Source organism: Bradyrhizobium sp. SPXBL-02, from assembly GCF_051853065.1.
Lineage (GTDB): Bacteria > Pseudomonadota > Alphaproteobacteria > Rhizobiales > Xanthobacteraceae > Bradyrhizobium.
Genome location: NZ_CP182474.1, coordinates 2006286 through 2018484, shown reverse-complemented (window position 1 = coordinate 2018484; position 12199 = coordinate 2006286). Strand labels below are relative to the sequence as shown.

The 12199-nt window shown below is 57.1% G+C and carries 9 protein-coding genes and 2 pseudogenes; 5 read left to right on the top strand and 6 right to left on the bottom strand.

Translation table 11 applies throughout. The annotated features are described in order from the left end of the window. The first annotated feature begins 24 nt into the window (after positions 1 to 24). From ACNJYD_RS09270 to ehuD, 4 genes and pseudogenes are all read left to right on the top strand, one after another. Positions 25 to 1671, top strand: coding sequence for an MFS transporter (locus ACNJYD_RS09270; protein ID WP_439366088.1), 1647 nt, complete (start codon positions 25 to 27; stop codon positions 1669 to 1671). Positions 1672 to 2310: 639 nt separating this feature from the next. Beyond that, positions 2311 to 3030 carry an SDR family oxidoreductase gene (locus ACNJYD_RS09265; protein WP_439366087.1) on the top strand — a complete coding sequence of 240 codons (720 nt, stop codon included), beginning with the start codon at positions 2311 to 2313 and terminating at the stop codon, positions 3028 to 3030. A gap of 735 nt (positions 3031 to 3765) precedes the next feature. Continuing rightward, complete coding sequence (locus ACNJYD_RS09260; protein WP_439367438.1) at positions 3766 to 4263, top strand: transporter substrate-binding domain-containing protein; 498 nt, start codon at positions 3766 to 3768, stop codon at positions 4261 to 4263. A gap of 538 nt (positions 4264 to 4801) precedes the next feature. Beyond that, positions 4802 to 5480, top strand: a pseudogene (ehuD, locus tag ACNJYD_RS09255) (ectoine/hydroxyectoine ABC transporter permease subunit EhuD). Positions 5481 to 5958: 478 nt separating this feature from the next. Here ehuD and ACNJYD_RS09250 read toward each other — a convergent pair. Beyond that, positions 5959 to 6087, bottom strand: a pseudogene (locus tag ACNJYD_RS09250) (DUF7146 domain-containing protein); the annotation flags it as partial. An 87-nt stretch (positions 6088 to 6174) separates the two neighbouring features. On the opposite strand from ACNJYD_RS09250, the gene ACNJYD_RS09245 reads away from it, so the two are divergent. After that, positions 6175 to 7362, top strand: coding sequence for an IS256 family transposase (locus ACNJYD_RS09245; protein ID WP_370090950.1), 1188 nt, complete (start codon positions 6175 to 6177; stop codon positions 7360 to 7362). A gap of 273 nt (positions 7363 to 7635) precedes the next feature. Here ACNJYD_RS09245 and ACNJYD_RS09240 read toward each other — a convergent pair whose 3' ends face one another. From ACNJYD_RS09240 to ACNJYD_RS09220, 5 genes are all read right to left on the bottom strand, one after another. Further along, complete coding sequence (locus ACNJYD_RS09240; RefSeq protein ID WP_439366086.1) at positions 7636 to 7830, bottom strand: hypothetical protein; 195 nt, start codon at positions 7828 to 7830, stop codon at positions 7636 to 7638. Between the two features lie 301 nt (positions 7831 to 8131). After that, a complete protein-coding gene (locus tag ACNJYD_RS09235; RefSeq protein WP_439366085.1) occupies positions 8132 to 9232 on the bottom strand; it encodes an ABC transporter ATP-binding protein in 1101 nt (366 codons plus the stop codon). 171 nt (positions 9233 to 9403) lie between these two features. Beyond that, positions 9404 to 10216: an ABC transporter permease gene (locus ACNJYD_RS09230; protein ID WP_439366084.1), complete on the bottom strand. Its 813-nt coding sequence runs from the start codon at positions 10214 to 10216 to the stop codon at positions 9404 to 9406. Positions 10217 to 10225: 9 nt separating this feature from the next. Further along, positions 10226 to 11050 (bottom strand): ABC transporter permease, encoded by an 825-nt coding sequence (locus ACNJYD_RS09225; RefSeq protein ID WP_439366083.1) that lies wholly within the window; start codon positions 11048 to 11050, stop codon positions 10226 to 10228. A 75-nt stretch (positions 11051 to 11125) separates the two neighbouring features. After that, positions 11126 to 12184 (bottom strand): extracellular solute-binding protein, encoded by a 1059-nt coding sequence (locus tag ACNJYD_RS09220; protein WP_439366082.1) that lies wholly within the window; start codon positions 12182 to 12184, stop codon positions 11126 to 11128. Positions 12185 to 12199 lie beyond the last annotated feature (15 nt).

Genomic DNA, 12199 nt, shown 5'->3' with positions numbered 1-12199 from the left:
GCCGCGCGCGGGCCGCGAACCTAGATGCCAAAGACTTCTTACTTTCAGACATCCAACAGCATTGCCACGCCTCTGCAATATCCCACGTTCCGGCGCATTTGGTTGGCGAGTCTCCTATCGAACCTCGGTATACTTGTCCAAGGCGTCGGTGCGGCCTGGGCGATGACCGAGATGACGTCTTCCGCTGATAAGGTAGCTCTCGTGCAGACAGCCTTGTTGCTGCCGGTCATGTTGGTGGCGATGCCGGCCGGCGCTATTGCCGATATGCACGATCGGCGGATCGTAATGCTGGTTGCACTGTCGATCGCGCTTTGCGGGGCCACAGCCCTCACCGCGATTGACTGGTTGGGTTTCACGACACCAAATCTATTGTTGGTGCTTTGCTTTGTAGTCGGCACTGGCATGGCGTTGATGGGACCGGCCTGGCAATCCTCTGTCAGCGAGCAGGTGCCGGCCGAGAGCTTGCCTTCTGCGATCGCCCTCAATGGCATCAGCTACAACATCGCTCGGAGTTTTGGACCGGCCGTTGGTGGCCTAATCGTTGCGACTGCAGGCGCAGTTTTAGCATTTGCCGTCAACGCGCTTCTTTACCTCCCGCTGATAACTGCGCTGTTCCTGTGGAAGCGTGTGCCGAAGCCCTCGCGGCTACCGCGGGAAAACTTAAGCCGCGCCATCGTCTCGGGCGTGCGCTATATCGCCAATTCGCCGTCGATCAAGGTCGTGATTGCGCGCTCGATGATAACCGGAATAGTTGGCAGCGGAATCCAGGCATTGATGCCGCTGGTCGCCCGCGATCTGTTGCACGGAGGAGCGCAAACCTACGGCATCATGCTCGGTGCTTTCGGCGTTGGAGCTGTAATAGGCGCGCTCAACATCGGTGAATTACGCGCGCGGATGAGCAGCGAAGCCGCGGTTCGGGCCTGCACGATATCGATGAGCGGCGCGATAGCCGCGGTCGCGCTCAGCCGCGAGCCGATATTGACAGTCGCGGCTCTGGTTCTAGCCGGTGCCGTGTGGACAATCGTGTGGACGTTGTTCAACATCGGTATGCAGCTGTCAGCGCCGCGGTGGGTTGCGGGCCGATCGCTTGCGGCGTGGCAGGCATCGTTCTCGGGCGGACTTGCGATCGGCAGCTGGGCTTGGGGACGGCTCACCGATGGAGCGGGGGTCGAGATCGCGCTGCTTCTATCCGCTGCACTGATGCTGCTCTTGCCGCTGCTTGGCCACTGGCTGCGCATGCCGTCCGTCACGGAGAGGAGAGAGGACGCGGAGATGCTTGCCGATCCTAAGGTGCGGCTTCCGCTTACCTACCGCAGCGGGCCGCTGGTGGTTGAACTCGAATACAGGGTGGCTTCCGAGAATGCGCGCGCTTTCCACAACGTCATGCAGGATGTGCAGCTCTATCGGCAGCGCAATGGCGCCTATGGCTGGTCAATCGCGCGTGACATCGCGGATCCCGAGCTATGGACCGAGCGGTATCACTGCCCTACTTGGTTGGATTATTTGCGTCAACGCAACCGGTGGACCCAGTCGGAACGCGCGTTAGAAGAGAAGGCCATGGCTTTCCACGTCGGCCCTCAGCCTATTCGTATTCGCCGCATGCTGGAACGCCCATTCGGATCGGTACGCTGGAAGGAAGAGGTGCCCGACTGCGTTCCGAATGAGCTCTAGGCTAGTACACGAAGAAGCCCGATTCGGGCGGAGGTGGCGTCCGCCTCGGAAAACGGAGGTGGGCTTTATGGCGCATTGTCTAACGGAGTACGATGTTCGGCATCGCCTCACCGGGCGGGCGCAGACGATCTCGACTGAAGGTTCGTCTTGATCTGCATAAGCAGAAGAGCGGCCAGCGCACTGGATTTGCATGACACCTGCCAGTTGAATGCAGATTTTCACCCAAAATGGGGCTTAGCACGAGCGGATTCTGCCTCCTTTGCGCGCTATGCTCTCTTTATGCCGTCAGAAAACACACGATCTCCCGAAATCGTCAATCTCGAACGCGGACTGTCGCCGGGTGAGGTGCCGCCTCGGGGGCTGACTCCCGCGCGCCGAATCCGGCCACTTACGATTTCTCCGCTAGGGAAAACGTCAGCGCAGCTCAGAGCGATATCGTCATTGCTGCGATCGGACGCTGGAGCTCGCCTCCCCCTAGCCACCAGGCGAAAGAGGCCCAGTTCGGGTGATTTCGGCCCGACCGGGAGCTAGCACCTAAGAAGCCTAAGCTGGCGTTTGCCAAAGCTTCGGCGCTTGAAAGGCGTTCGAGTTCACAGATTTGCAGGCGCGAGGCGCGGCAATCATAGAGAGGTATTCCACATGAGGAGAGTTCTAATCACGGGTGCAAATCGAGGCATTGGCCTTGCTCTCGCGCGTCAATACGCCGCCGACGGCGCCGAGGTCATCGCGTGCTGCCGCGATCCGTCAACAGCCGTTGAGCTCAAGGAACTCGTGGCCTCGTTCGGTGAGAAGGTGCGGATCGTTCAGCTCGACTTGGCCAACGACGCCTCCATTACCTCGCTCAAGCGCTCAATCGCCGACCTGCCTCTCGACATTCTCATCAACAATGCGGGAATCAACGGAACACCTAAAGCACAGTCGGCTGAGCAAATTGATGTCGAAGGCTGGATGACTACGATGCGCATCAACGCACTGGCGCCCATGCTGATCGCGCAGGCGATGCGGGACAACTTATTGCGCTCCTGCGAGAAGAAGGTAGTGGCCATTAGCAGCGACTATGCTTCCACCGGCAGAAATTACGGCTCGAGCCGTGACAGATATGCTTACCGAGCCTCGAAGGCGGCACTCAACAATGGCATGCGCGGCCTCGCGCGCGACTGGGCCGAAGACGGGATACTCGTAGGAATACTCTACCCCGGATGGGTGCGTACCGATATGGGAGGGGAACGCGCGTCTGCCTCCCCCACTTCGATCTCTGCCGAACAAAGTGCGCTCTGTCTCACCCGACGAATTGCAGAGCTCACACCCGCCACTAGCGGTGCTTTCCTGGACTACAATGGCGAGACACTCGACTGGTGACCCGATTTTGGCGAACACCTCGATCGCCGAGAGCCAGACCGATTGAGGTCTGGTAAATGATTATTAAGCGCGGCCTTTTCCTCCAGCCGGATTGTCCGGCGAGCTAAGGCCGAGCTACCCCATTCCTTGGATCGAGCCGCCTGAGCGGAAAGGCACTACATGCTGTAAAAAACGCGACTGGCGCGCAGGATTCCTACAACAGGTAGCTAAAAATGGAGAATCCAGCGGCAGAGCTTGGCAATACTATTTAAGAAAAGCCCCATTTTCATCCGCGCATGACCGCGGGACAATGGCCATTCGGCGAGGTGCAGATGCACGACGCAACCGAATTCCTGTGCACTCGTGGGCGGCAGGCTCATCTCCATGAACAGCGACGCGTCAAAGCAAGTCGCTTGCCTTTTCCTCGAGATAATCTCACCAGCAGGTAGGCCTCCCTGCTTTGCTCGCGGGGCAAGCGACATTCATTCGGACAGCGATCCGCCCCAAGCTGCCCTCTCCTCAATAAGGCGCTTGAACGCACACCTCTACTTGCCCTGACTCGCGGAAATCGAAGGATGCGCAAATGATGAACCGAAGTGACGTTTCATGTTCGCTCCAGACTAGCGAAGGTGGCTATTAGCTGCGATAGCGGCCGGATCAATCTTCAGTTCGCAAGCCTACTCCGTTTCGGCCACAACGTTGGACGAAGCACAAACAAACGGAGTCATTATCGCAATTGCCAATGAGCCTCCCTGGATGAAGCTGGATTCGGATGGGTCGCCCGCCGGTCTCGGCCCTGAACGCGACAAGGCTATCCTACAGGAAGTCGGAGTGACCAAATTCACCGGCCAGATGATGGAATATGGCGCGATGATCCCGGCGATCCAATCGAAGCGAGCGACGCTGTCGTTGTCAGGCGCTCTCTTCATTCGGCCTGAGCGCTGCCAGGCAGTCATTTTTTCTAATCCCGTGAGTTGTGAAGGGGAAGCGTTTGTTCTCCCCGCCTCACTGGTCGGCAAAGTGAGCTCCTATAAGGATGTCGCCGAACAATCCTTGAGGATAGGTGTCTGTGGCGGCTGCACTCAACAGAAGCTATCGATCTCCGCAGGTGTGAAGGCTGGCAACATTGTGATATTCCCTGATGGCACTAGCGGAATGAAATTGCTGGCTGACAAACGTATCGATCTTCTGGCCCACGATACTGCAACTGCCGCTGACTTGCAGAAGCGACTTGGCGATCTCTTCCTGACATAAGTCATGCATGTGGCCGATACAAAACTTCCTGCGCCGCGGCTGCCTTTAGCAAGGACAGCGTGGAATTGAGAAACGCTTACAATGAGGGCCTCCGAAAGATCATCGCTAGCGGGAATATCTCGAGGGAGGATGGCACAGTCGGTGCTGGGACAATCACAACCGAAGAGCTGTATCTAAGTAGCTGCTCAGCAGAGCTTGAAACGCACGTCGAGGCGGGCGCGTCACTAAGGGCGAGCAGCTGGTGTGGTTGGCAAGCGTGATATCAGGGTCATCGGCTCTGCTCTGGCGTTCATACAGAGCTCTGTGTTGGAGGAGGCGCAATGACGCAGCCGATGATCCAGTTCAGCGAGGTCTGTATTGATGCGTCTGCTCGAGCAACGCCTCTCGCAGAACAGCGACAGGATGCAACTTTCAAAAGCTCCGGGGCGGTCATCCCGTGTATCGACATTCTGGAGCCGCGCCTCGGTCCGGCTTCGGCTATTTCGACGTTGACGCACTTCTTGAGCAACAGTGCACCCAAGCAACGGAAAGATGCAGAATGGATTGGAGCTGGTCCTTCGCTTTCGAGATCGTTCCTAAGCTCGTTGAGGGCGTAAAGATCACCGTATTCGCGAGCTACTTGGCTCCGCAGTCGCTATGGTAATGGCTTGTGCAATCGCGATCGGCAGACGGTCAGACTTGCCCCTGGTAGCCTCACTTCTGCGGTCCTTCGTGGAATTCGTACGAGTCACGCCGCTTCTTGTTCAGCTTTACGTCGTGTTTTACATGGTGCCAGACATTTGCATTTCTCTCAGCCCCCTGGCCGGCGGGTGATCACGCTTGGGGTGCATTATTGGAGTTACACGTCGGAAGTCTACCGCGCTGGCATCGACAATGTGGAACGCGGCAGTGGGAAGCTGCCAAAGCGCTGAACCTGACCCGTTTTCAGGTGTGGTGGCACGTCATCATTCCGCAGGCCGCACCTCCGATGGTTCCTGCACTCGCCAACTACGTGGTTTCCAGGTTCAAAGAGACTCCGCTATTGTCTGTGATCACCGTCGTCGAATTGATGTCTCAGGCGCGCATTGTTGCTAACATCAATTATCGGCATCTTGAGCCGATCACGATGGTCGGTGCCTTCTTCCTGGCTTAGTGTACCTGCTGTTGCAGACCTTCGTTTTCTCGAGCGACGCTATGCTTTGGGACGCAAGCGCAGTAGCGATCTATCGGTGCTCTGAAATCAGCTCAGCGTCTTCGCTCGAAGAAGCGTCGAGTCTGTTTGCGATCAATATGCTTTAGCGTCCTGCAGCCGAGCACCTTTTGATCAACGTTTTAGATGCGCCCCCTGCAGATCAGAGGCAAGACGATAAGCGTAGTCGTCTCGTGACTCAGCGAGCGAGAGTAAGTATCTCTCAAATATCACACAGAAGGGCGGTGTTTCGTCAACGTAGCGCGATAGTTGTTGAAATCAGCTGGGCGGGGAATCTACGGCTTCTCAGGTTCGAGGTAGACGCGCCCTCGCGTCGGCCATTGACGACCACGTGTGCGGCTATTCAACCCTACCCCTCTATCGAGCCGCAGAACTGCGACGGCGATCCATAGCAGGAAAACAGGATTGTGAGTGTCGGTGTCTCACCGAGTACGCCCACACAGTTGCTTGACATAGCAGTCCGGCAGCAGGGCAGCGCCATGCTCTAGGCGATAGAGACCGAAGCGGGCAAGGTGGTTGGCCAAGAGCGCGGCAGCCATCCGCATGACAGGCAGCGCACAGCCCAGCGACAGCATCGTCTCGATACCTTCACCGACAGCGAGGACCTTGTCGACCATGCCAAAGCGGACGGCATCGCAGGATAACGTACAGAGTCTTTCGCACTTTCAGGATTGACGGCTTCTTCTAGAATGAAGGAGCTTTGAATGAACGATGGGAATGCCATGGGTCAGGTGATCCAAATTGATGAGGCCCGGATTCGAGATCACCTGGGCGAGATGGTCCGCGGGACAGTGGAAGAGACACTGAACGCGATGCTGGAGGCCGAAGCGGACCAGCTGTGCGGTGCTGGGCGGTATGAGCGCAGCCCGGCGCGGCAGGACACGCGGGCAGGCAGCTACGAGCGAACGCTGCAGACCAAGGCGGGCGACGTCAATCTGAAGGTTCCGAAGCTACGGCGGCAAACCTTCGAGACGGCGATTATCGAGCGCTACCGGAGGCGGGAGAGCTCGGTTGAGGAGGCGCTGATCGAGATGTATCTGGCGGGGATTTCGGTTCGGCGGGTCGAAGACATCACGGAGGCGCTGTGGGGCACCCGGGTCAGCCCGAGCACAGTGTCGAACCTGAACAAGAAGATCTATACCAAGATCGAGGCGTGGCGGAATCGCAGGATCGAAGGCGAGCATCCGTATCTCTACCTCGACGGCATCGTGATGAAGCGCAGCTGGGCTGGTGAGGTTCGCAACGTGTCGCTGCTGGTGGCCTCGGCGGTCAATGCTGAGGGGTTCCGGGAGATCCTCGGCATCTGTGAAGGCGCCAAGGAGGACAAATCCGGCTGGTCCTCGTTTCTGCGGCATCTCGTCGATCGCGGTCTCAAGGGCGTGCAGCTGGTGATTTCCGACGCGTGCCGAGGTCTTGTCGAAAGCGTTGCGGATTATCTGCCGGAGGCACGCTATCAACGCTGCATGGTGCATTTTTATCGCAATGTCTTCAGCCACGTGCCGTCGACCCGGGTCCGCGAGGTGAGCCACATGCTCAAGGCCATTCATGCCCAGGAGAGCCGCGCCGCGGCCGACGAGAAAGCCAGGACCGTCATCGCGGATCTGCGGGCCAGCCGTATGGCCAAAGCTGCTGATCTCGTCGAGCAGGCGGTTCACGAGACGCTCGCCTACTATGCTTTTCCGGACATCCATTGGCGGAAGATTCGAACGAACAATCCGCTCGAGCGCATCATGAAGGAGATCCGGCGACGAACCCGTGTCGTCGGCGCCTTCCCCGACGGTCAATCCTGTCTCAACTTAGCGGCGGCCCGGCTGCGGCACATTGCCGGAACGGCGTGGTCGACCAAATGCTACATGAACATGCGACCGCTCTATCAGCCACAACTCTCTGAAACCGGAGCCGTCGCCTGATCAAAAGTGCGAAAGATTCTGGACAGTACCCATCGCAGACCAGCCCCCATTTCGCGGCGTCTCGATCGGTGCCTTCGAGCCATCGGCGACAGCCAGGATCGATGCACGCCAGTCATGGCGCCGGAAGGATCGGTGGCGGCAGCGATGATCGCGGCCAGGTCTCGGTCGCCTGTATTCGTCGAGACGATAGTAGCAACGCGGATGAAAGCGCAACGCCCACCTCGATGCCGCCATTGGTAGGTAGATCTCGACAAGAGTCCACCGGATCGGCCGCTAGACGGCAAAGAGCCGCCGTGCCGCTTCCAGCGATCCGACGGGACAGGCGCGCACGCGCGCTTCGGACTGGCCCCGCGGTTCTGCGCGGAGCAGAATCAGAAAACGCCGCCCTTCCTCAACAACATCGCGAAAGTGGGTGAAACTCCTGCGCATCACGTCAAGCAGATCGCCATGTTCGGTGGACATCGCCATGTTGACTCGGAATCGATCCAGCGCCTAGCGGCGCCAGGCCGGATGCCGGAGCGGCCCTGGCTCCTTCCGTTCGATAGCTAGTGACGACAGACTGCCTCGGCATCACGGGGCGACAGCTCGGAAGCGTCTGGAACAGTCCACCGCGATAGAGGTTTGGCTATTGCACTTAGCCGAGATCGACTATCGGAATGGCGCGGCGTAGCGGGAGCAAGAAAGTGCCCAGCTGAGTAAATTCCAAACGATCGAAATTGCTTATTACAAGTCATCTCCTTGGTAATTAGTGCTGTGCAAGAAAGGATCTTCATTTATCGACCACCACCATATCGACCGCAGACCAGTACAGTCGTACACGCGCGCCAGGTTCAGGCCGCGAATTGGCGCGGTTGGACATCATCTTGGCCGAAATGTTAAGGCCGTTGTCGGTCTTGACGGTCACGCACGTCATGCCGCCTATGAACGAAGTGCTTGCGACTTCGCCATCAAGAGCATTGCTGCCAATTGGAATACCCTCACCGAAGCCGCTAATGCATACTCTTTCGGGTCGAATCATAAGTAGCAGTCTAGAGCCTTCTGTCCATTCCCTGCTAGGAACTGCAATTGGCCGATTTCCGGCGATCAATACCTTGTCTTTGCCGACCACCTGACCGGTGATCAGGTTCGACTCGCCTATGAACTCAGCGACGAAGCGGTCGTTGGGGTGGAAGTACAATTCGTCCGGCGTCCCGAGTTGGGCAATTCCTCCCATCCGCATCAGGCATATGCGGTCGGACATATTCAAGGCTTCTTCCTGATCGTGGGTGACGTAGATGAGCGTCGTTCCCAAATCCTTATGGAGACGCTTGATTTCCCCTTGCATCTGTTCGCGCAGGTTTTTGTCCAGCGCACCCAAAGGTTCATCCATCATAATTATGGCCGGAGAATAGACGATGCAGCGTGCAATCCCGACGCGCTGTTGCTGACCGCCAGAGAGCTGGCGCGGTTTGCGATTTTCAAAGCCACGCAGGCCGACGCGCTCGAGCGCCTCCGTTACCTTGGTGCAGATCGTCTTTGCAGATTGGTGGCGGCAACGCAGAGGATATGCTACGTTGTCAAATACATTCATGTGCGGCATCAGAGCGTAGTTTTGGAACACCATCCCGATGCCCCTCTCACGCGGGGGCATATGGGTGATGTCGCGCCCGTCTAGCAGTATTGTGCCTGTGCTGGGGCTGGTCGCTCCCGCGATCAGGTTGAGCAATGTCGTTTTGCCGGACCCGGACGGACCGAGCAGAGTCAAGAATTCTCCCTTCACCATACTTAAATCGGTGGGGTGCAACGCCGTCACTTGGCCATAAGTCTTCGAAACCCCCTTCAGCTCGATCCCGTGGGCGATTGAGCCAGCAAGAATGGCGCTGTTATGCATCCGGATTATCTCTCGACCGGGACCGTTAGGGAAGTGCGTCCACGTCCGTTCATGTTGGCGAATGTCTTCATTTGATACCCCCTTTTCCATCCCTAGAACCATGCGAACTCATCCCTGAATCCATGCAAATCATACTGTAGTGTCCGTTCCGATCCATCGGGCCATTTTCGATCAAATATGGACCGGTGCCCCCTTCCTCAATACGATGGCGACGATGCTGACCAGCAGGGAAATTCCTGTGAGCAAGGCGGATATGGCTGCGATCACTGGCGACAGCTCCCACTGGAGGTCATTGTACATTTTGACCGGCAGGGTGATGGTATTGGGACCAGCTAAAAACCAGGAAATGACCACCTCATCGAAGGAACCCAGAAAAGCGAGAAAGGCAGCGGCCACGAGCGAGGGAACGAGTTGTGGTATCACGACAGTTAGGAACATGCGTATCGGTCCGGCCCCCATTAGTTCGGCGCCGAATTCGAGATTGCGGTCCAATTTGTTCACCCCTGCCAAGATCATGAGGATCACAAGAGGCAAGGTCCCCATCACATGGCCGAGCACAATCGACAGGGCCGTTCCGCTGATGCGAAAATAGGAGAAATACAAAAAAAGGCCCAAGCCAATAACGATGTGAGGAACGATCAGCGGGCTCATGATGACCCCGCTAATGAGTCCCTTCCCCATGAATTCATGGCGCGCGATCCAATAACCTGCAGGAACGCCGGCGAGAATCGCCATCGACATGGACGCCAGCGCAATCTTAAAGCTTTCGGAAAGTGGCCCCTGCCAACTAGCAGAATTGAAGAAGATCCTGAACAAGTCGAACGAATAGCTCGTCGGCGGAAAGGTCAGCGCATTCGTCGGACCGAATGCCATGGGAATCGCCACCAGCAGCGGCACCAACAAAAACAGATATATGGCTATCGCCAAGCCGGTACCCAAGGCCCGATAGCGGCGCGAGTGCGAATCATGAATGATGGCGGACATCATCCTCTCCTAGACCTTACGTCGGCGCCAAAGCGCCAGGGGCGCAGCAAAAATAATGGTCATGCCGAACAGAACCACGCTGATTGCCGAGGCTTTCGGCCAGTCTAATACATCGCGATTGTAGAAATTGACTAGATTCGACAGCATCTGGTCCTGCGGTCCGCCCAGCAGGCTGGGGACGATGAAGGCACCGAGCGACATAACGAAAATGCTCAAGAGGCCGGCGAATACGCCCGGCAGGCTCATCGGCAATGTGATCGTCCAGAAAATACGGGCAGGCTTGGCGCCCATGATCGAAGCCGCGCGGTAGAGCGCGCCGTCGATCGCGAGCAGGCTTGCGAGAACCGACAGGACGACGAGCGGAATGAGATAATTGGTCATGCCGATCAGGAGGCTGACCATGTTGAACATAAGCGGCAACTGGACTTTCGTGCGAAAGATCCAGCTCAGGAAAGTGTTCACGATCCCATCGCGCCCCAGGATAACGGTGAATGCGAAGCATTTGACCAGTACGCTGGTCCAGAATGGTAGTAGCACCAGGATCATGAGGAACGCTCTTCGCTGCGCAGGCTGGCGCGCAAGATGCAACGCAACGATGAAGCCCAATAGCAAGCTTAGCAATGACGAGAAGCCGGCAACCAAAATTGTCGTGCCCAGCGTTTGCCTGAACAACCTGCTGGTTAGAACGGCATCGAAGGCGGCCAGCGACAAAACTGGCCCATGGACGCTCGTGAACAGGACGTATAAAAGCGGCGGGAGCACGATAGCTACGGCCACCATTGTGGCCGGCGACATGAATATGGCGTGCGCGCGCAGAATGCTTGTTCGGTTCATGGGCGGTCCGACCGGAAAAGGTTGGCATTTCCGGGATGAGCCGAGTTGACCCTTTACCGGCGGCGACAGACGCAATCAGGTGAGTAGCCACTCTTGGAAGATGGGGTTTACCGCATCGTAGTTATCCGCCCAGTAGGCTCCATCGATGATGAGATTGTTGGGGCTATTCGGGTTCGGCAGCCATTTGTTCACCTCTGGTGACAACATCGTTGCAGCCTTCTTGGATACCGGCTTGCATACTACCAAATTCTCAAACCTCGCCTGCACCTCAGGGCGCAGGATATAGGCGATCAATTTGCTTGCGTTTTCCTTGTTGGGCGCGCCTTTGATGATTGCGAGGCAATCGTCATTAATTAAGTTCTGCTCGAAGGAAAAAGCTAGAGGCACGCCGCCGCCCGGGTCCGCGGTCAATTTGACCCTACCAGCGTAGCAGCTGCCGAAATCGGCCTCTCCGGTCTGCAAGAAAGAGATTAACTGGGGATTGGTCTGCGCCCAAACTATATTCGATTTGATCCGATCAAGCACCCTGAATGCACGATTCAAATCCAAAGGATAAACGTCCTTTGGCGCAACCCCATCAGCCAGAAGCGCCGCCTCCAGCGCAGCGCCGGGATTTTTGCGAAGCAGCCGGCGCCCAGGAAACTTTTTCACGTCGAAGAATTCCGCGAAAGTCGAAGGATGTTTGCCTGGACCGTATTTCGCCGGATTCCACGCCACGCCTTGGACGTACATGTCGTATGAAACATAGTCGTCTTTCGGCGGAATTACCATATCCTGGACATCGAACAATGCAGGATCCAGTTTCTCCCAGAAGCCCTTCTTGGATCCCGTAGCAGTGTCTAGGCCACCGCCCAGATAAATATCTATGTCGACATTACCCGTGAGCTGCATCGCCCGAATCTTGTCGAGTCCGGGGTACGGGGTAATATTGACCGCAACTCCTGTTTCGTTAGCGAATGGATCGTACACCTCTTGTTTAATGCTGGCATCGAAAGATCCACCAAAACCACATATTGTTACTGAATTGGATTTGGCTGCACCACCGCGGCCCCCGAGCACCATAGGCGCGGCAAGGAGCGCGGCGGAGCCGGCAAGGACCGCGCGACGGGATATTTTCGTGAAATATTTGCCCACTGATGCCCTCCCTGC

Bases quoted from the DNA above. Each gene is read 5' to 3' on its own strand.
- ACNJYD_RS09240 (WP_439366086.1), bottom strand. From the start codon at position 7,830: ATGGCGATGTCCACCGAACATGGCGATCTGCTTGACGTGATGCGCAGG.
- ACNJYD_RS09245 (WP_370090950.1), top strand. From the start codon at position 6,175: ATGGGTCAGGTGATCCAAATTGATGAGGCCCGGATTCGAGATCACCTG.
- ACNJYD_RS09270 (WP_439366088.1), top strand. From the start codon at position 25: ATGCCAAAGACTTCTTACTTTCAGACATCCAACAGCATTGCCACGCCT.
- ACNJYD_RS09260 (WP_439367438.1), top strand. From the start codon at position 3,766: ATGAAGCTGGATTCGGATGGGTCGCCCGCCGGTCTCGGCCCTGAACGC.
- ACNJYD_RS09265 (WP_439366087.1), top strand. From the start codon at position 2,311: ATGAGGAGAGTTCTAATCACGGGTGCAAATCGAGGCATTGGCCTTGCT.
- ACNJYD_RS09225 (WP_439366083.1), bottom strand. From the start codon at position 11,050: ATGAACCGAACAAGCATTCTGCGCGCGCACGCCATATTCATGTCGCCG.
- ACNJYD_RS09235 (WP_439366085.1), bottom strand. From the start codon at position 9,232: ATGCATAACAGCGCCATTCTTGCTGGCTCAATCGCCCACGGGATCGAG.
- ACNJYD_RS09230 (WP_439366084.1), bottom strand. From the start codon at position 10,216: ATGTCCGCCATCATTCATGATTCGCACTCGCGCCGCTATCGGGCCTTG.